Below are 19,934 nucleotides of genomic sequence, written 5' to 3'. Positions count from 1 at the left end.
GAAGCAGTTTAAATTGCTTCCTTTTTTATTTTTCAATATTTAAACCTTTATTATAAATCACAGTCTTAAATCAAAAAAAATGACAAATAAATACATGAGAATCATCCATCGATATTTAGGATTTTTCTTAATTGGAATTATGAGTGTTTATGCACTTAGTGGAATTGTTTTAGTTTTTAGAAATACCGATTTCTTAAAAAAAGAAACAGTTATTGAACGTAATATTGGAGAAAATATCCCCAATAAAGAATTAGGTAAAAGTTTAAGACAAAAGCACTTTAAAATTTTAAAAGAAGAAAACAACATTGTCTTTTTTGAAAATGGACGATATAACAAACAAACAGGAATCGCCAATTACACCACTAAAGATCTACCTTATGTAATGAAACAAATGACCAAATTACACAAAGCAACTTCTAACGATCCTTTGTATTGGTTAAATGTATTTTTTGGAGTTTCTTTATTATTCTTTTCCATTTCTTCTTTTTGGATGTTTATGCCCAAAACAGCTATTTTTAAAAAAGGGATGTGGTTTACTTTAGGTGGAATTCTATTGACTTTGGCTTTGTTATTTATATAAATACAATTATCATATAGCATAAAAAAAGCCTTCACAAATGTGAAGGCTTTTTTTATATTTTTTAAACTATTCTTGATCTTCAAAAGCAGCCATAATTTCATTAGAAACTCCCATGTTAGAGAAACCTCCATCGTGGAATAAATTCTGTAAAGTTACTTTTCTTGTTAAATCAGAAAATAAAGTAATAGTATAATCTGCACATTCTTGAGCCGTTGCGTTTCCTAATGGAGACATCTTTTCTGCATAATTAATAAATCCAGAGAAACCTTTTACTCCGTTACCTGCAGTAGTTGCTGTAGGAGATTGAGAAATGGTATTTACACGTACCTTATGATCTCTACCAAAGAAATACCCAAATGAACGAGCAATAGATTCTAAATAAGCTTTATTATCAGCCATATCATTATAATCAGGAAATACTCTTTGAGCTGCCATATAAGTTAAAGCAACAATAGATCCCCACTCAGCCATCGCATCTTTTTTGTATAAAACTTGCATTACTTTGTGAAAAGACAATGCAGAAATATCAAAACCTTTATGTGTAAAATCGTAGTTATTATCTGTATAGTGAATTTTTTTACGAACGTTTACAGACATTCCTATAGAGTGTAAAACAAAATCAATTTTACCTCCTAAAATCTCAACTGATTTCTCAATTAAGTTTTCGATGTCTTCTAATTTAGTAACATCCGCTGGAATAATTTCAGAACCTGTTTTTTCAGCTAATTCGTTAATTTCTCCCATACGCATTGCTATTGGGGCATTTGTTAAAACAAAAGTTGCTCCTTCTGCATGTGCAGATTCTGCAACTTTCCAAGCAATTGAATTAGAGTCTAAAGCTCCAAAAATGATTCCTCTTTTACCTTTTAATAAATTGTACATATGTAAATAATGGTTAATTGTTAATGGTTAGTAGTTAATGGTGATTGATATATTACTCATTCATTTCAATCAATACTAGATACCAACTACCTGATACCAGCTACCAAATACTTTTGGCAAATATAAGTTTTTCCAATTAAATACTTAGCAATTGGGTTGCATGCTCTATAGCAGATTGTGTTTTATCTTTTCCTCCAAGCATCTCTGCAATCTCTTCTATTCTTTCATTTTTTGCTAGTTGAGTTAAATAACTCACAGTTTCTTCTCCTTCAACTTTCTTAAATACCTTATAATGTGTTTGTGCTTTAGAAGCTACTTGTGGTAAATGTGTAATGGTAATTACTTGCATATTTTGTCCCATAGCATTCATTACATCTGCAATTTTAGTAGCTACATCACCCGAAACTCCAGTATCAATTTCGTCAAATAAAATGGTAGGTAAACTCACAAATTTTGATAGAATCATCTTAATTCCTAACATAATTCTAGAAAGCTCTCCTCCTGATGCCACTTTTTTTAACAAGCCAAAATCAGATCCTTTGTTTGATGATAACAAGAAAGATACATCATCAATTCCAAATTCTGTAAATTCTTTTACTGGCTGAATATCAACTACAAATTGTGCATTTTCCATACTCAATTTAGACAAAACAATTTCCAATTCCAACTTAAAATCATCTACTACTTTTTTTCGCTTGTCAGAAATTTCTTGAGCAATTTTTAAAGTAACTGCTTTCTGAGTATTTACATTCTTTTCTGCAGAAGCCAACAAATCTGCTGCGTCTTCTACTTCACCAACTTTTCTCTCTAAATTTTCACTAACCTTAATCAACTCAGCTAAAGAAGTTACAAAATGTTTCTTTTGTAAATCAAACAATAAACTTAATCTATCATTTAATGTTTCTAATTCTTCTGGATTGGCTTCTACTCTATCAGCATGTTTTTCTAACTCAAAAACCAAATCATCTAATTCAATTTTTAAACTCTTTGCTCTTTCGTGCATAGATGAATAATCAGCATCAAAAGGAGCTATTTTAGACAAAGCTACTTGTAACTGATTTAACAAGGTTTGCACCCCTATTTGCTCTTCGGTAGAAACTTGTAAACTCTCATACAAATAAGTCTTGATGTCCTCTGCATGTGAAAGTTTTTCTATCTCAGCTTCTAAAGTTTCAATTTCATCAACTTCTTTTAATTTGGCATTTTGTAACTCTTTATACAAATGCAAATTGTATTCATATTGTTGTTGTGCTTCTTGCTGATTGTCTTTTAATACTGCTAATTCTTTTACAGCCTTCTTATATTTTTTAAGTTCCGCTTGATACGTTTTTAAAAGCTCTAAATTTCCAGCCAAAGCATCAACCACATAAAACTGATAGTTTTTATCTGATAATGATCTTGTGTTATGTTGAGAGTGAATGTCTAACAAATACTCTTTAAGTTCTTGTAAAGCCTTTAAATTAACAGGTGTATCATTTACAAAAGCTCTTGATTTTCCGTTTGGTAATAACTCTCTTCTAATAATAGTTAAAGGCTCATAATCTAACTCTAATTCTTCAAAAATTTGCTCAATTTTATACGAATCAATTTGAAACTCAGCTTCTATTACACATTTTTTATCTTTATCTTTTAAATTCGTTAAGTCTGCTCTATTTCCAAGAACCAATCCTAAAGCTCCTAAAAGAATAGATTTACCCGCCCCTGTTTCTCCAGTAATAACAGAATAACCTTGGGTAAAATCTATTTGTAATCTCTTGATCAAAGCATAGTTTTGAACAGATAATGAAACTAACATAAATGTGAATTAAAGTTTATAAAGAATCTATTTGTCTCCACTTTTTAGAGTTGTTAGAGGAAACTCTTTTTAGTACTGATACCAATTCTGAAGTATCTACAGAGGAATTATCTTTAAATATATTAACAATTTCATCTGCTTTGGCATCCATAAAAATACGAATCATAAAACTATTAGGGTTTTCATCGTACATTTTTTCTAAAGGCAATAATAACTGAACCATTCTTGAGGCAGCTGATTTTTGATTTCTCTCAAAAACATCCATCACCTCAAAATGATATTGATAAAACAATTTTCTAAAAGGTTCATTAGCCGAAGAGATCATCTGATCTATCAAAGTAAAACGAGTTATTTTTCCTTTGCTATTTTCCCAACCTAAATAACCAGATTGTTGCGCTTGATTGGCAATGTATATACAAGTATTTAAATAAGGTTTTCCACCTTCTAAACTAAAAGTATCTACATACATTCCCAAAATTAAGTAGGCGTAATAAGACATCACAGAAACCAAGTTGGATTCGTACCCATTTTCATTATAAACAATAGGCTGAAATTCTGTGTACTGAAAAGAAAAACTATTGTCTTTATAATTTAAAAGAGGACTGTAATAAGTTGAGTTAAAAACAGGTCTAGAAGCCTGTACTTGAAGCGTTCCTACAAAAGAGTTAGTTGATTTTTGTTCCGTTAACAAAATTGTGATTCCGCACTTAATCTTTTCATGATCCTTAAACGCAATATTTGTCCATTGCGTTTGATTCATAAACTCTGTTAATGAATTCTCTAAAGTTTTAAATATCTGATTGTTAGAGACCTGTATTTGCTCTGCATTAACCGTTACATTACAATTTAATTCCTGTGCTTTTACAAACGTAAAAACGAATAGAAAAAAACATAAAAATAATTGTTTATACATGTAGCTTTTTAGTAATAACTGTTAAAATATCTTGAGCAACTTCTGCTTTAGATTTCATTTGAAATTTTTGCAACTTAAAATCTTTATCAATAATAGTAATTTTATTGGTATCTGTTGCAAAACCAGCTCCTTTATCTCTTAACGAATTTAATACAATTAAATCTAAGTTTTTACGCTCAATCTTTCCTTTCGCATTTTCTTCTTCGTTATTGGTTTCTAAAGCAAAACCTACCAACAATTGTTGATTCTTAATAGCTCCTAATGAAGCTAAAATATCTTTGGTTGGAGACAATTCAATTTGTAAGCTAGTGTCTTTCTTCTTAATTTTTTGATTGGCTACATTCGCTGGTTTGTAGTCAGCAACCGCTGCCGACAAAATTGCCACATCCATGTCTTTAAAATAATTATGACAGGCAACATACATTTCTTCTGCACTAACCACGTCAATTCTTTCAATAAAAGAATGTGTTATTTTTTGATTAGAAGGACCACTAACTAAAATAACTTCTGCTCCTAAATTAGCAGCACATTTTGCTATTTCAAATCCCATTTTACCAGAAGAATGATTTCCTATAAAACGTACAGGATCTATAGCTTCGTATGTTGGACCTGCTGTAATCAATATTTTTTTACCTCTTAAAGGCAATTTAGACTGAATATCTTTTTCTATAAAAGCAACAATATCTTCCGGTTCTGCCAACCTTCCTTCTCCTACCAAACCACTTGCTAATTCTCCACTAGTAGCAGGAATGCAGATATTTCCAAAAGAAGTTAATTTTTCAATACTTGTTTTGGTAGACGGATGTTGATACATATCCAAATCCATAGCCGGTGCAAAATACACAGGACACTTGGCTGATAAATAAGTAGCTAATAGTAAATTATCACAAACACCATTGGTCATTTTTGCCAAAGTATTTGCTGTAGCCGGAGCAATCAGCATAATGTCTGCCCAAAGTCCTAAATCTACATGATTGTTCCAAATAGCATTCTCATCTTCTTCATTATAAAAAGTAGAATGTACTGGATTTTTAGATAAAGTGGAAAGTGTTAATGGGGTAACAAATTCTTTAGAAGCAGGTGTTTGTACAACTTGTACTTCTGCACCTGCTTTTATAAATTGTCTTACTAAATGAGCTGTTTTATACGCTGCAATGCCTGCACTAACCCCTAATAAAACTTTTTTCCCATTTAATATACTCATAGAAAATTAGTCTTGTTCTGGTCTTCTGTGATAAATTTTTCCTTCTAACCATTCCTCTACGGCAATGGCATGAGCTTTAGGTAATTTTTCGTAAAATTTAGAAACTTCTATTTGTTCTTTGTTTTCAAAAACCTCTTCTAAACTGTCGTTGTATGTAGCAAATTCATCTAATTTATCTACCAACTCCTTTTTTAAATCACTACCAATTTGAGTAGCCCTTTGAGATATAATTGAAATCGCCTCATAAATATTATTTGTTGGCGCTTCTACTTTCGATTTGTCATAAGTAATTGTAGACAAAGGAGCTTCTGTTTTTTTGTAATCCATGATTTTTATATAATTATCTTAACTATTTTGTTCTTGTTTTGGCTGACTTTCTTCTAACAATTTGTTGTATAAATCATCAGCTTCTTTTAAATATTCTGAATTTGGAAATGCTTTTTTATATCTTGTATAAAACTTTATAGCATCTTTAATTCTAGCTTCTTTTTTATAGTAAATACTATTAATTCCTAATTCGTAAGCAGATTTAAACTTATAAAACATTGCTTCTTCTTTATAAGATGTTCCTAAGTAATCTAATATAACATTATCAAAAGCAACCATAGCAGAATTATAAATTCCTATCTTATAATACTGTTTAGCTATTTCAAAAGCTTTTGTTTCTAACTTATAACTTAATTCGTTAATTCTTTTATTTGCATCAGCAATTTTATCAGAATCAGGATTGTTATCTATAAAACTCTGAAAAGCTTCCATTGCTTTTTTAGTATCTGTTTGGTCAATACTATATTTTGGAGACAACTTAAAATAACTTTCTGCTATTTGATATTGTGCTGTTTCCAACTCGGTACTCTTAGGGAAATTTCTGATGAATTTTTCGTAATAATATATTGCTGTTGTATAATCTTTTACTTTAAAATATCCTTCAGCCAAACGAAAAACTACTACTTCTTTTTGTGGTTTAGTTTCATAAGCAGGTAAAATTAGCTCGAACAAACGATTTGCTTTTTGGTATGATTCTTCTTTGTATAAATCATTTGCCATGATATATCGTTCATCAGAAGTACCCTTATTTAACACTTTGTTGTATTTACCACACGATGTTAATAGGACAACTCCTAAAACTAAACTTAACTTTACACTTCTTAACATAAATTGATTTTATTACGAAGCAACGTAAAATGATTCTAAAAATTGCTTCAATTCACCTTGTAACTTATCGGTTGCTTTTACCAAAGGTAATCTTACACTACTGTTACAAAGTCCTAATATTTCTAACAAGGCTTTTACTCCCACTGGGTTTCCCTCAGAAAAAATTAACCCTATACTTTCCTGTATTTTATATTGTGTTGCAAAGGCTTTTCTTCCTTTATCTAACAAACCTAAACGAACCATGTGGCTAAATTCACTTGGAAACGCTTGTCCAATTACTGATATTACTCCTGCACCACCCGCTAATACTATCGGTAAAGCAATCATATCATCTCCTGATATTACTAAAAAATCATTAGGTACCATCTTGATTAATTTCAAAGCTTGATCCATATCTCCTTTAGCTTCTTTAATTCCAATAATATTTGGAATTTCAGCCAATCTTACTACTGTTTTTGGAGCAACATTAGAAGCTGTTCTTCCAGGCACATTATACAAAATAATATCCACAGGACAAACTTCTGCAATAGCTTTATAATGCTGATATATTCCTTCTTGAGTAGGCTTGTTATAATATGGCGATACTGATAAGATAGCATTAATTCCATCAAAATTAGTATTCTTAATATCTTCTATTACAGCACTTGTATTATTTCCTCCTATTCCTAAAACAATAGGTAATCTTCCAGCATTTGTATTTATGATAGTAGCTTTAACCAACTCTTTCTCTTCATTAGTTAAAGTTGCTACCTCTGCAGTAGTTCCAAGAACTACCAAGTATTCTACAGCATTATCTATCTGGAATTCTACCAACTTCTCTAAAGCCTGAACATCCACATTCCCATCTTGATCAAAAGGAGTTACCAATGCAACACCTGTACCCAAAAAAATACTCATCTTTTACTTTTAATTATGCTAGCCTGCAAATTTACTATTTTATTTACATAAAATCCACACAAATAAACAGACTTACGTAAATAGCTAGGATAATTTAACACAAATAAAAAATGAGTATTTTTTTTTAGCAGTATAAATACTTAGATTTTACCAACCTCTAGAGAACGTTTCTCTGTCTCCGTTTAGATTTACAACTACTAATTTATTGATGTCTTCTTCATTTTCTACCAATGATTTTATTTTTTCCACATCAGATAAACTATTTATTTTTTGGTTGTTGATTGACAAAATCACATATCCAGGTCTGATTCCCAACTTTTGTAAACCTCTATTATTTATTTTTTTAACCATCAATCCACTATTGATGTTCATTTTTTTCTTGTACGAATCTGACAATCCTCCAAACTGAATTCCAAAAGCTTCGGTAATCATATCGTTAATTTCTGATAATTTTACTTTAAAGTCTTTAGTAATCCCATCTCTATTAACTGTTACTAAAACTTGATCTCCTGGTCTTTTTGCCGTTAACTGACCTACCAAATCAGAAAATTTATGAATAGTGTTGTTATCTAATTTTGTAATAATATCTCCAGATTGTAATCCTGCCTTTTTAGCTCCTGTATTTTCAGAAACCTCTGATACATAAACCCCGTTAACATCTTCTTTCAATTCTGTAGAAATTCCAAGAACAGCTCTTTTCACCGTTCCATTTTCCATTAAATCTTCTACCACTCTTTTGGCAATATTAGAAGGAACAGCAAAAGAATATCCAACAAAAGAACCTGTTTGTGATGAAATAGCCGTATTGATTCCAATCAATTCTCCTCTTGTATTTACCAAAGCCCCTCCACTATTTCCTGGATTTACAGCCGCATCGGTTTGAATATAAGATTCAATTCTACCATCACCTTCTAAATCTCTACCCTTAGCACTAATAATTCCTGCTGTTACTGTAGAAGTTAAATTATATGGATTACCTACTGCCAAAGCCCACTCTCCAATTTTAGTAGCATCTGAATCTCCAAAAGTAATATAATGTAAATCTTCCGCATCAATTTTTAACAAAGCAATATCTGTTGCTTTATCCGTACCAATCAACTCTGCTTTGTATCTTTTTTTGTTGTTTAAAACAATTTCTAAATCTGTAGCATTGTCAATCACGTGGTTGTTTGTAATGATGTATCCATCAGGAGAAATTAATACACCACTTCCCGTTCCTACTCTTTTATACTCTCTACCATAACCTTGTCCAAAAAACAATTGAGAAAAAGGATCTTGTTGAACTCCAACCGAAGTATTTGTAACATGTACTACTGCATTAACAGTTGCTTCTGCAGCTGTGGTAAAGTCTACTGAATTTTCAGCAGCAACTAATTTTGAATTATTAGTATATACCGGAAAATGATTTACGGTTTCCGTTTGATTTACTTGTTGCCTTTCTGGCGTTATTAAACGATTATATAGGGTTAATGAAATAAAACCTCCCAAAAGAGCAACTACAAATAACTTAATATTTTGTTTCATGATTTCTATATTTTTTATGATACAAAATCAAATTTCCAAAAACTGTGCCAATAGAATTTAAATACCTCTACAGACTGTCATTCTTTCAGTCCAAACAAAACTGATAGTACTGACTCTAAAACAGATAACAATAAACTAAACAAAATGGCTATTCCAATTCCATTAACTGTAAAACCTGAAATTAAAGCATCCGCCATGCTAATAATAATTGCATTGATAATTAGTAAAAACAATCCTAAAGTCAAGACTGTTATCGGCAAAGTCAATACAATTAAAATTGGCTTTACCAATAAGTTTAAAATACTTAAAATTAATGCCACCCATACAGCTGTTCCCAAACTTGCCACCGCAACACCAGGCAATAAGTTTGCAATTAATACTACAGCTAAAGCATTCACTAATAATTGAACTATTTGTTTCATCTTTTTTTCTTTTAAAAATACAATCTATTTAAACGAAACACAAAAATCTGTTCAATCTATTCTGAGTTTTATGTGCCCTCCTATTTTTCTTTGTATTTTTGTAGGATTAAATTTTAGAAATGGAAATTAACTTTTATAAATATCAAGGAACAGGTAATGATTTTGTTGTAATAGACAATAGAGATCTTAGCTTTCCTAGAGAAAACACTGACTTGGTTCACTTTTTATGTGATAGACGTTTTGGAGTTGGAGCTGACGGACTTATGTTGCTAAATCCTTCTGATCAATACGACTTTACCATGGTGTATTACAACGCCGATGGATCTGAAAGTACTATGTGTGGTAATGGTGGACGTTGTTTGGTTGCTTTTGCCCACAAACTTGGAATTTTTAAAAAAGAAACCACTTTTGATGCTATTGATGGTTTGCATTACGCTACTTACGAAAACGGAATTACCAACCTACAAATGATTGACGTAGATGCCGTGGAAGTTTATAACAATCACTGCTTTTTAAACACAGGATCTCCTCATCATGTACAAATGGTTCATAATATTGGAGAGTATGATGTAAAAACAAATGGTGCAAAAATTAGATATGGTGCCCCTTATTTTGACAAAGGAACCAATGTAAATTTTGTAGAATCATTAAATAATGATAAATTTAGAGTAAGAACCTATGAGCGAGGTGTTGAAAATGAGACACTTGCCTGTGGAACTGGAGTAACAGCAGTAGCTATTGCTATGTACGAACAAAAGCAAACAACAAACACCAAAATTCCTTTAAAAGTTGAAGGAGGTGAACTTGAAGTTTCTTTTGAACCTACGGAAAATGGCTACAAAAATGTGTTCCTAAAAGGACCAGCTACATTTGTATTCAACGGAAACATCAAATATCATGGGGAAGCTAACAGGTAAAAACATCAGATTACGTGCTCTTGAGCCAACAGATTTAGAATTTCTATACAACATAGAAAATAATGAAGCTTACTGGGAAGTAAGCAATACTCAAACGCCGTATTCTCGTTATATCCTGAAGCAATATTTAGAAAATGCACATTTAGATATTTATGAAGCCAAGCAATTACGTTTTGCTATCGAAGATAAAAAACATCAAATTGTAGGAATGATTGATTTATTCGATTTTAGCCCCCAGCACTTAAGAGCTGGTGTTGGTATTTTAATTGATCAAAATCATCAACAAAAAGGCTATGCCACCGAAGCCATAAAGCTTTTAAATAAATATGCGTTTTCTTTTTTAAACCTTAGACAGCTGTACGCAAATATTACAACAGACAACCAAAAGAGTATTCAACTATTTGAAAAATTAGGATATCAATTGATTGGTATTCGTAAAGACTGGATTTTTAGTGATGGAGATTTTAAGGACGTCGCTTTTTACCAGTTAATTCATCCTTCAATTTTACATGAAAAAAACATATTATAGCCTAGGAATTTTTAGTCTAGCAATTGCCATTATAGGAATTTATTTCTATAGTATTATTTATGGTACACAAATAAAACACGATACTAAAATCTATATAAAATCAACAGATTCTTTACCTCAGGTACTCATTGCTTTAGATTCTGTTTGTAATGATATTAGTGATATTAAAACAGTAGCTTCTTTAAAAAAATACAATCATGTTAAACCCGGAATGTATATTTTAAAAGAAGATATGAGTGCGAATAGCATCATTAACTTATTGCGTAGTGGAAAACAAACTCCTATTAAGGTCACTTTTAACAACCAAAATTATATTGAAAATTTAGCAGGAAGATTAGCTCAACAAATCGAAGCAGATTCAATCAGTATTTTAAATAGTTTAATAAATAGTGATTTTTTAAAACAAGAGGGATTTACACACAAAACCGTATTAAACATGTGTATGCCTTATACTTATGATTGTTATTGGACAATTAGCCCAAATCAACTAAGAGATAAATTACTACAAGCTTATAAAAGGTTTTGGAATGCGAATAGAATTGCCAAAGCTAATAAGTTAAACCTTAGTCAAAACGAAATTATTTCTTTAGCCTCTATTGTACACAAAGAAACTTCATACAAACCTGAAAGATCAAAAGTGGCAGGAGTCTATTTAAACAGAGTTAGAGTTGGTATGCCTTTACAAGCCGATCCAACTATTATATATGCTTTGAAAGAAAAGTACGGAAGAGATACCGTGATCAAAAGAGTCTTAAAAAAAGATTTAGATATTAATTCACCTTACAATACTTACAATAATAGAAGTATTCCTCCGTCAGCTATTGCCATGCCCGATATAGATGCTATTGATGCTGTTTTAAATGCAGAAAGGCATCCTTATTATTATTTTTGTGCAAGTCCTGATAAACTAGGAACACATAATTTTGCTAAGAATTTAAGCCAACACAACAGAAATGCTGCTGCTTACCAACGTTGGTTAAACAATCACAGAATACATAGATAAAAGCTTCTTTGTAAACAGCCCCTAAACCAGGTCATCGAGCGAAGTCGAGATGGATTTTAAAGATAGATAACACCCAGGTTATAATTTAACAACTGAAGACTGTTTACTGAATACTTTATACTAGAAATCTGCTAAGCGTGAATAATAAAAATAGCTGGAATTTTATGTATTTCTGGCTTTTGATTTTTCCATTCAGCCACCGTAAAAGTTCTGATGTATTCAGAAGGCATGGTAATATCAGCAGCAATACAAAGTCTTGTAGATGGAGACAATGTTGCTTGCAAATCATCTAACATCTTATGATTTCTATAAGGTGTTTCAATAAAAATTTGAGACTGTTTATGATCTTTAGACAAACGCTCTAAACGTTTGATCTCTCTTTTTCTATCCCCTTTTTCAATAGGTAAATAACCATTAAAAGCAAAACTCTGTCCATTCATTCCAGAAGCCATCATAGCCATTAAAATAGACGATGGACCTACCAAAGGAACTACACGAATTCCTTTCTTATGAGCCAAAGCAACCACATCAGAACCTGGATCTGCAACAGCAGGAACTCCCGCTTCTGACAACAAACCAATAGATTCTCCTTGCATACAAACATCCAAATAAGTATTCACCTCTACAGGATCTACATATTTATCTATCAACTTTAATTGTAAACTAGGCTGTGATTTTGATGGGGTTATTTTTTTTATAAAACGTCTTGCAGATTTTTCATTCTCTACAATAAAATGAGTTAAACTTTCTACTACAGACTTTACAGAAATAGGCATCACCTCTAGAGGTTCATTATCCCCTAAAGTTGTAGGTATTAAATATAAATTTCCTTTCATTCTATGCGTTTATTTTGTTAACGATTACATCACAAGCTTCATCTAACATTTGATATACTTGTTCAAAACCATTATCTCCTCCATAATATGGATCAGGAACAGATATATCCTCACGCGGATATATGGTTTTCATAATCATCGATATTTTTGCAGACTGAGTTTCATTAGTAGCCATCATTAAAACATTTCTGTAATTAGACTCATCCATCACAAAAATAAAATCAAAAGTATCTAGGTCTGCTTTTGATATTTTTCTAGCTTTTTGATCTGTAATATCAATTCCGTGTTTTTTGGCAACCTCAATAGATCTTGGATCTGGTAACTTACCAATATGATAAGCTCCTGTTCCTGCAGAATCTACAATAACATTTTGATTTTGAATCTTAGATTTTAAAATACCTTCAGCCAAAGGAGACCTACAAATATTTCCTAAGCACACCATTAAAACCTTAATTGGTTTCACCATAGACTAAAATGAAAGTTTTTTAGAAATATCATCAACGTATTTCTTAAACTGTTTATCAGTAGCTGTTAAATTATCTACCGTTTTACAAGCGTGTAATACCGTAGCATGATCTCTTTTTCCTATTTGAGAACCAATACTAGCCAATGATGACTTGGTTAACTTTTTAGAAAAATACATCGCCAATTGTCTTGCCTGTACAATATGACGTTTTCTTGTTTTAGATTGTAAAGTAGCCAAATCAATTTCAAAATATTTAGAAACTACTTTCTGAATATAATCCACTGAAACTTCTTTTTTGGTGTTCTTAACAAACTTATCAACAATACCTTTTGCCAAAGTAAGGCTAAACTCTTTTTTATTAAATGCAGATTGAGCAATTAAAGAAGTTACAACTCCCTCTAATTCTCTAACATTTGTTTTAATGTGTTTTGCAATAAACTCAATCACTTCTTCAGGAACCTCAACACCATCTCTGTACAATCTGTTCTTTAAGATGTTTATTCTAGTTTCATAATCTGGTGCTTGTAATTCTGCCGACAATCCCCATTTAAAACGAGACAACAAACGTTGTTCAATGTCTTGCATATCTACAGGAGCTTTGTCAGAAGTTAAAATAACTTGCTTTCCATTTTGATGCAATTCGTTAAAAATCTGGAAGAATGCATCTTGAGTTTTGGTTTTACCTGATAAGAATTGAATATCATCAACAATTAACACATCTATCATTTGATAAAAATGTAAAAAATCATTTCTGTTATTATTCTTTAAAACGGCATCACCATATTGCTGTATAAACTTTTCCGTAGAAACATATAAAACTGTTTTGTCCGGATATTTATCTTTTACTTGTACTCCTATTGCGTGTGCTAAATGTGTTTTTCCTAACCCAACTCCGCCATAAATCATTAATGGATTAAAAGAAGTTCCACCTGGTTTATTCGCCACAGCCATTCCAGCAGATCTTCCTAAACGATTAGATTCACCTTCCATAAAATTTTCAAAACAATAGTTAGGGTTTAAGTTAGATTCAACTTTTACCTTTTGAAGACCAGGAATTACAAAAGGATTTTTAACCTCTCTACTAATATTTTTACTTGGAAAGTTCACATTCTGTGGTTGCATTGGGGCACGGTTAGAACTTGGAATTTTAACCGTTTGGGGTACTTTACTGCTATATGAATTTTCTAATCTTACATCATATAACAAACGTGCTTCTTTACCTAACTCTCTAACCAAAGCACTTCTTAAAATCTTCACATAATTTTCTTCTAAGAACTCGAAGAAAAACTTACTAGGAACCTGAATGGTTAATGCTCCTCCTTCTAATTTAACAGGTACAATAGGTTCAAACCAAGTTTTAAATCCAACTGGTGTAATATTATCCTTAATAAATTCCAAGCAAGCAGCCCAAACAGTCTCAGCGGTTTTAATCATTGTAATCTTATGCACTTTAATTTTGGTTAGTTTTCAGTTTAGTTTAGTTTCGCAAAAAAGTTCATTTATTATTGAACTACATCAATAATAAAGTGATACTTCTAGGGGACTACAAAAGTGTGAATAAAATTCATTAAAAAAAAACGGAATGGGTATTGTATTTCATGTTTTTTTTACCTAACATAAAACATATTTTAAAACAACCAATGAAATCAAAAACAACTGAATTAAGAGTACGATATTCTGAAACAGATCAGATGCAATATGTGCACCACAGCAACTACGCTAAGTACTTTGAAATTGCTCGCATTGAATGGCTTAGAGAAGCAGGCATATCCTACAAAGAGATGGAAGAACAAGGAATAATATTACCCGTAGTTAACCTCTTGACTGAGTTTAAAAAACCTGCAAAGTATGACGATGTTCTTACTATAAAAACCTCAATAAAACAGATTCCTACTGCCAAGATTATTTTTACCTACGAAATCTACAACCAGAAAGGTGAATTGTTAACAACTGGAGAGTCAACTTTGGTGTTTGTTGACATGAAAAAAAACAGACCAATGAAATGCCCTGAAAACATTTTAGACATTATTTTAAAACAAAAAGATTAATCTTCTTTATCTACTAAAACTTCAACACATCTTAAATCTTCAAAAGACTGAATTACAGAATTAAAAATAGCGACAGGAGAAAGCAATGTAAATTGGCAATCTAAATACATTTCTTGATGTTGAATTTCCAAATCATATGTTTTAATCAATCGCATGATTTTATCAACATGTTCATAAGAACTTTTTATAATAAATGCTTCTTTGATTATTTTCTCCTCTATAGTCGCTTCCGCTAAAGTTTCTTCAGCTGAAGTTCTATAAGCTTTAATCAATCCTCCTACGCCCAATTTCACACCTCCAAAATAACGAACTACAATTAATAAAACATTGGTTACATCAAAAGATAATAGTTGACCGTATATAGGCTGTCCTGCTGTATTACTTGGTTCTCCATCATCGTTTACCCTATAAGTCAATCCATCATAACCCAAACGATACGCATAACACCAATGTCTAGCATCATGATATTGTTTTTTAATTTCTTCTAGTTTTTCTTTTACCTCTTCCTCATTGGTCACAGAAAATAAAAAACCTATAAACTTACTTCCTTTTTCTTTGTAAAGCGTAGCTTCTACAGGATTTTCTATGGTTTTATATGTTTCTATTTGTGATTTACTCATATAGCAAAATAAAGTACAATAATGGCTAACCCGGACATTCCTAATCCGATATAATTCTGTTTACTTAGTTTTTCTTGATAAAGAAATAAGCCCAAAAGTACAGAGATCAAAACAACTAATAAATTGTTTACTGAAAAAATTAAAGATGTTTCATAATCTGGATGAGACAATGCTTTTAACAAAAAATAAATAGAAAAATAATTGGGGATTCCCAAAATCAATCCTCCTATTAAATTCTTAAAAGACAATTTTAAATTTCCTATTGATTTTTTAATCATTAACACAACAACCCCTATACATCCACAAAAAAAGAACAAAGAAGTAGAAAACAAATCCAAAGCATTATGGGCTACATAGTATGCTTGCATATGATTGATGATGGCATCAGCCAAACCACTTCCTATAAAAATTAAAAAAGGTAAATACCACAAACGTTTATCAAATTGATAAGTTCCTTTCTTTTTTGAGGTAAACCAAACACCCAACAAAGCCAATACGATTCCTAATATCTTTAAAACTCCAGCATCTTCTTGACACAAAAAAATTCCAATAAAAATGGGAATGACAACACTCATTTTATTAGCAACTGTCATAACCGACAAACCACCTTTTTGAGCCGTAACCGCCATTAAATTAAATGTAATAATAAACAAAGTTGAAATTGTTAAAGCCCCCCAAACCCATGATTGAGAAAGTAGAAAAGGAACCGAAAAAGGAGAGTTACTATGCAAACATCCTATTCCCAAAGCCATAAAATAACTCACTACAATGGCTTGTAAATTATCTAATTGATAACGTTGAAATTCTTTGAGGGTTAAAAAAACAGCTGTGGTAAACAAAATACTCAACAGTAAATAAATCATATTTCTTTGGTATAATGTTTTACAGTGTTTGTTCCTAATGCGTAAGTTTCATTTGGTTTTACTTCTAGTACTGGAGCTTTTACTCCTTTCTCAAATTTATCATTCCCTACAAAGACAAAAGCTTCATCCCATAAATCTTGTTCAATAAAACTATCTAACAATTGTTTTCCACCTTCTACCAAAACAGATTGTATTTTTTCTTGATACAACACCTCCATTATTTGAGGAAGAATATTTTTAGAGAAATCAATTTTCGCAAATTGAACCGCTTCATTACTTGCTTCTTGCTCCGTAAAGATGATTGTTCTTACTTCTCCATTATACAAGTGGTAAGTTTTAGGAACTCTTAAATTTTTATCAATTAAAATTCTTACGGGCGACACTCCTCCATAAGATCTTGTAGTTAAAGTAGGATTGTCTTTTAAAGCAGTATTGGTCCCTACCAAAATAGCATGTTCTATGGCTCTAATTTGATGTACTCTTTGTTTAGACAATTCGTTAGAAATCCAAGTGGGTTTGGCTTCTTCAAGACTATTAATCTCTCTCTCTTTGTCTATAAAACCATCTTGCGTTTCAGCCCATTTGATTAAAACATAAGGTCTTTTTTTATTGTGATAGGTAAAAAAACGTTTATGTAAATCTATACACTCTTCCTCTAAAATCCCTACATGAACTTCTCTACCTGCTTTTAATAAAATTTCAATTCCTTTACCCGCCACTGCTGCAAAAGTATCTACACAACCTATATAAATTTTTGGAATATTTTTAGCTTCAATTAAATTGGCACATGGTGGTGTTTTCCCATAATGCGCACAAGGTTCTAAGGTAACATACAAAGTAGCTTTACTTAATAAACTTTCATCAGCCACACTATTAATAGCATTTACCTCTGCATGAGAACCACCATAAGCACTCGTATAACCTTCTCCTATAATTTTCCCATCACAAACAATTACAGCTCCCACACAAGGATTGGGATACGCCAAACGTGTTCCTTTTTTTGCCAAGGAAACAGCACGTTGCATAAATATTTCGTGAGAAGAAAGCATTATTTTAATATTTTAATTTTGTCGTTGAACTGGATTGGATATTCTTTTTTAACTAAAAACTTTTTAAATGTAGCTTTTCCAGTAAACTTAACCGCTACTTCGTTGGTTAAAATACTACTTAGAATAGAGTTTAACAATCCTTTTTTAGAATCAAAAATTTGTCCATAAGACAGTTTAATTTCTAGCGGCACTTCAAAATCTTTTCTCGATGGCACTTTTACTTCTTGATTTTTCAATTTTCCTAAATCTATATCATTCACCACAGCATGCAAATCACTCAAAGCAATTTTTCCTCCCATTCTGTTAGGATTGTTAAATTTTAAACCTGCTTTAATGGTAATAGAATCATTGATGATTTTTGAAACATTTACTTTTCCAACCCCAACATATTCCGGAGCTTTTAAATTGGAACAAGAAACCACTAAGGCAACACTAATAAAAACGAATAATAACTTTACGAACTTCATATTTGTATATTTGTATCCGCAAAAATATCAATAAATAAGCCAATTAATGACTTTACTCTCATTTAAACAAAAATTATACGCCACTTTAGAAAGTCATTACCCTACTTCAGAAATTGATTCTTTTTTTAAAATAATTTTAGAAGATGTACTAAACCTTTCTAAAATTGATTTTGCATTAGAGCCTAACAAAATTGTTTCTGATGACAAAAACACTAAAATTGATCAGATTATTTCTAGATTGGCAGAACATCAACCTATTCAACATTTAATTGGTTTTACAGAATTTATGGATTTAAAAATCATGGTAAATGAGCATGTTTTAATTCCTAGACCTGAAACTGAAGAATTGATAAGATGGATATTAAATGATTATTCTACGGCTCCAAATTTAGATGTTTTAGATATTGGGACAGGTTCTGGTTGTATTCCTATTGCTTTATCTAAAAGTTTAAATGATGCAAATATAAATACTATTGATATTTCTACCAAAGCCATTGAAACCGCTAAAAAAAATGCTGAAATTAATAAAGTGAATATCAACTTTATTCACCAAGATATTTTAACAACAAATCAGTTCCCTCAACAATACGATGTCATTGTCAGCAATCCTCCTTATGTAAGGAATTTAGAAAAAGCCGAAATGCAAAAAAATGTATTGGAGTTTGAACCCCATTTAGCCTTATTTGTAGAAGACAATGATCCTGTAATTTTTTATAAAAAAATTGCTGAATTGGCTATATCAGCCATAAAACCAAAAGGGGCTTTGTACTATGAAATCAATCAATATTTAGGCAAAGAAACGATTGAACTATTAAAGCAAATCGGATTCAAAAACATAGAACTAAAAAAAGATATGTTTGGAAACGATAGAATGATTAAGGCTACTTTTTAGTAGCGAGTAGTCAGTACATAGTATTAAGTAATTTTGCACTTAATACTTTAGACTCATTACTTTGTACTCAATACTAAATAATTACTTTTGCAAAAAAATATTACCATGCGCATAGACATCATTACGGTATCGCCAGAATTAATCAAAAGTCCTTTTGAACACTCAATTATGAAAAGAGCTCAAGAAAAAGGATTGGCAGAAGTTCACTTTCATAATTTAAGAGATTATGCCATTAATGATTACGGTAAAATTGATGACATGCAATTTGGTGGTGGTGCAGGAATGGTTTTAATGATAGAACCTATTGATGCTTGTATTAGCAAATTAAAAGCAGAAAGAGCATATGATGAAATTATTTACATGACTCCCGATGCTCCTACCCTAAATCAACGCACTGCTAATCATCTTTCCTTGAAAGAAAACATGATTATTTTGTGCGGACATTATAAAGGAGTTGATCAACGTGTAAGAGATCTATTTATTACCAAAGAAATTTCTATTGGAGATTATGTTTTAAGTGGTGGTGAACTTGGTGCTGCTGTTTTATGCGACACCATTTTAAGATTGATTCCTGGAGTTTTAGGCGATGAAACTTCTGCCTTAACAGATTCTTTTCAAGACAATTTATTGTCCCCACCAGTATATACAAGACCTGCAGATTATAAAGGACATCAAGTTCCAGAGGTTTTAACCAGCGGAAACTTTCCTAAAATAGAAGAATGGAGAACCGATAAAGCCTATGAACTTACCCAACGAGTAAGACCTGATTTATTAGATGAATAAAATATTTATTTTTTTATGAATATCTAATATTTTGTTATTATTTTTGCAGTCCTGAATTAACCTCTGACGATACTCGTGAATGTTGTTTC

At 31.3% G+C, this 19,934-nt stretch carries 23 protein-coding genes; 7 read left to right on the top strand and 16 right to left on the bottom strand.

Annotated features, from left to right (window positions below):
• Positions 1–79: 79 nt before the first annotated feature.
• Positions 80–580: a hypothetical protein gene (locus tag BUB70_RS08065; RefSeq protein WP_073120373.1), complete on the top strand. Its 501-nt coding sequence runs from the start codon at positions 80–82 to the stop codon at positions 578–580.
• Positions 581–646: 66 nt separating this feature from the next.
• Here BUB70_RS08065 and BUB70_RS08060 read toward each other — a convergent pair whose 3' ends face one another.
• From BUB70_RS08060 to BUB70_RS08020, 9 genes are all read right to left on the bottom strand, one after another.
• Positions 647–1,462, bottom strand: a complete 816-nt coding sequence (locus BUB70_RS08060) for an enoyl-ACP reductase FabI (protein ID WP_073120371.1) — start codon at positions 1,460–1,462, stop codon at positions 647–649.
• Between the two features lie 136 nt (positions 1,463–1,598).
• Complete coding sequence (gene recN, locus BUB70_RS08055) at positions 1,599–3,257, bottom strand: DNA repair protein RecN (RefSeq protein ID WP_073120370.1); 1,659 nt, start codon at positions 3,255–3,257, stop codon at positions 1,599–1,601.
• Between the two features lie 16 nt (positions 3,258–3,273).
• Positions 3,274–4,170, bottom strand: a complete 897-nt coding sequence (porD, locus tag BUB70_RS08050) for a type IX secretion system protein PorD (protein WP_073120369.1) — start codon at positions 4,168–4,170, stop codon at positions 3,274–3,276.
• Positions 4,163–5,374 carry a bifunctional phosphopantothenoylcysteine decarboxylase/phosphopantothenate--cysteine ligase CoaBC gene (coaBC, locus tag BUB70_RS08045; protein ID WP_073120368.1) on the bottom strand — a complete coding sequence of 404 codons (1,212 nt, stop codon included), beginning with the start codon at positions 5,372–5,374 and terminating at the stop codon, positions 4,163–4,165. Before coaBC ends, porD begins: the two co-directional genes overlap by 8 nt.
• 6 nt (positions 5,375–5,380) lie before the next feature.
• Positions 5,381–5,701 (bottom strand): DNA-directed RNA polymerase subunit omega, encoded by a 321-nt coding sequence (locus BUB70_RS08040; RefSeq protein WP_073120367.1) that lies wholly within the window; start codon positions 5,699–5,701, stop codon positions 5,381–5,383.
• Between the two features lie 18 nt (positions 5,702–5,719).
• Positions 5,720–6,529 carry an outer membrane protein assembly factor BamD gene (locus BUB70_RS08035; protein WP_073120366.1) on the bottom strand — a complete coding sequence of 270 codons (810 nt, stop codon included), beginning with the start codon at positions 6,527–6,529 and terminating at the stop codon, positions 5,720–5,722.
• A gap of 12 nt (positions 6,530–6,541) precedes the next feature.
• A complete protein-coding gene (gene dapA / locus BUB70_RS08030) occupies positions 6,542–7,426 on the bottom strand; it encodes a 4-hydroxy-tetrahydrodipicolinate synthase (RefSeq protein ID WP_073120365.1) in 885 nt (294 codons plus the stop codon).
• A 147-nt stretch (positions 7,427–7,573) separates the two neighbouring features.
• Positions 7,574–8,950: a trypsin-like peptidase domain-containing protein gene (locus BUB70_RS08025; protein WP_073120364.1), complete on the bottom strand. Its 1,377-nt coding sequence runs from the start codon at positions 8,948–8,950 to the stop codon at positions 7,574–7,576.
• A 77-nt stretch (positions 8,951–9,027) separates the two neighbouring features.
• Positions 9,028–9,372 carry a phage holin family protein gene (locus BUB70_RS08020; protein ID WP_073120363.1) on the bottom strand — a complete coding sequence of 115 codons (345 nt, stop codon included), beginning with the start codon at positions 9,370–9,372 and terminating at the stop codon, positions 9,028–9,030.
• Positions 9,373–9,491: 119 nt separating this feature from the next.
• Here BUB70_RS08020 and dapF point away from each other — a divergent pair, with 119 nt between their 5' ends.
• Genes dapF through mltG form a run of 3 tightly spaced genes read left to right on the top strand, consistent with a single transcriptional unit; the run spans position 9,492 to position 11,821 of the window.
• On the top strand, positions 9,492–10,289 hold the full coding sequence (gene dapF, locus BUB70_RS08015; protein WP_073120362.1) for a diaminopimelate epimerase: 798 nt from the start codon (positions 9,492–9,494) through the stop codon (positions 10,287–10,289).
• The gene (locus BUB70_RS08010; protein ID WP_073120361.1) at positions 10,270–10,818 is read left to right on the top strand and encodes a GNAT family N-acetyltransferase; all 549 of its coding nucleotides are present in this window, start codon (positions 10,270–10,272) and stop codon (positions 10,816–10,818) included. Before dapF ends, BUB70_RS08010 begins: the two co-directional genes overlap by 20 nt.
• On the top strand, positions 10,799–11,821 hold the full coding sequence (gene mltG, locus BUB70_RS08005; RefSeq protein WP_073120359.1) for an endolytic transglycosylase MltG: 1,023 nt from the start codon (positions 10,799–10,801) through the stop codon (positions 11,819–11,821). The genes BUB70_RS08010 and mltG overlap by 20 nt, the downstream gene beginning before the upstream one ends.
• Before the next feature lie 131 nt (positions 11,822–11,952).
• On the opposite strand, the gene BUB70_RS08000 is transcribed toward mltG, so the two are convergent.
• The 3 genes from BUB70_RS08000 to dnaA are packed head-to-tail and all read right to left on the bottom strand — an operon-like array spanning position 11,953 to position 14,557.
• The gene (locus tag BUB70_RS08000; RefSeq protein ID WP_073120357.1) at positions 11,953–12,657 is read right to left on the bottom strand and encodes an SAM-dependent methyltransferase; all 705 of its coding nucleotides are present in this window, start codon (positions 12,655–12,657) and stop codon (positions 11,953–11,955) included.
• Position 12,658: 1 nt separating this feature from the next.
• Complete coding sequence (locus BUB70_RS07995) at positions 12,659–13,123, bottom strand: low molecular weight protein-tyrosine-phosphatase (RefSeq protein WP_229742979.1); 465 nt, start codon at positions 13,121–13,123, stop codon at positions 12,659–12,661.
• Between the two features lie 3 nt (positions 13,124–13,126).
• Positions 13,127–14,557, bottom strand: coding sequence for a chromosomal replication initiator protein DnaA (gene dnaA / locus BUB70_RS07990; RefSeq protein WP_073120355.1), 1,431 nt, complete (start codon positions 14,555–14,557; stop codon positions 13,127–13,129).
• A gap of 206 nt (positions 14,558–14,763) precedes the next feature.
• Between dnaA and BUB70_RS07985 the strand changes: the two genes are divergently transcribed.
• A complete protein-coding gene (locus tag BUB70_RS07985; protein ID WP_073120920.1) occupies positions 14,764–15,171 on the top strand; it encodes an acyl-CoA thioesterase in 408 nt (135 codons plus the stop codon).
• On the opposite strand, the gene BUB70_RS07980 is transcribed toward BUB70_RS07985, so the two are convergent.
• From BUB70_RS07980 to BUB70_RS07965, 4 genes are read right to left on the bottom strand one after another with little or no spacing between them, the layout of a single operon-like run.
• Entirely contained in the window at positions 15,168–15,791 is a 624-nt protein-coding gene (locus BUB70_RS07980) for an IMPACT family protein (RefSeq protein WP_143155267.1), read from the bottom strand. The genes BUB70_RS07985 and BUB70_RS07980 overlap by 4 nt on opposite strands.
• Complete coding sequence (locus tag BUB70_RS07975) at positions 15,788–16,654, bottom strand: hypothetical protein (protein ID WP_073120353.1); 867 nt, start codon at positions 16,652–16,654, stop codon at positions 15,788–15,790. Before BUB70_RS07975 ends, BUB70_RS07980 begins: the two co-directional genes overlap by 4 nt.
• Positions 16,651–17,703 (bottom strand): bifunctional diaminohydroxyphosphoribosylaminopyrimidine deaminase/5-amino-6-(5-phosphoribosylamino)uracil reductase RibD, encoded by a 1,053-nt coding sequence (gene ribD / locus BUB70_RS07970; RefSeq protein WP_073120351.1) that lies wholly within the window; start codon positions 17,701–17,703, stop codon positions 16,651–16,653. Before ribD ends, BUB70_RS07975 begins: the two co-directional genes overlap by 4 nt.
• Positions 17,703–18,170, bottom strand: coding sequence for a hypothetical protein (locus BUB70_RS07965; protein WP_073120349.1), 468 nt, complete (start codon positions 18,168–18,170; stop codon positions 17,703–17,705). Before BUB70_RS07965 ends, ribD begins: the two co-directional genes overlap by 1 nt.
• 46 nt (positions 18,171–18,216) lie before the next feature.
• On the opposite strand from BUB70_RS07965, the gene prmC reads away from it, so the two are divergent.
• A complete protein-coding gene (gene prmC, locus BUB70_RS07960) occupies positions 18,217–19,062 on the top strand; it encodes a peptide chain release factor N(5)-glutamine methyltransferase (RefSeq protein WP_073120346.1) in 846 nt (281 codons plus the stop codon).
• 105 nt (positions 19,063–19,167) lie between these two features.
• Positions 19,168–19,845: a tRNA (guanosine(37)-N1)-methyltransferase TrmD gene (gene trmD / locus BUB70_RS07955; RefSeq protein WP_073120917.1), complete on the top strand. Its 678-nt coding sequence runs from the start codon at positions 19,168–19,170 to the stop codon at positions 19,843–19,845.
• Positions 19,846–19,934 lie beyond the last annotated feature (89 nt).

It is taken from the genome of Wenyingzhuangia marina, assembly GCF_900130035.1.
GTDB lineage: Bacteria > Bacteroidota > Bacteroidia > Flavobacteriales > Flavobacteriaceae > Wenyingzhuangia > Wenyingzhuangia marina.
The sequence above is the reverse complement of the archived record's forward strand: the minus strand, read 5'-3'. Positions and strand labels throughout refer to the sequence as shown.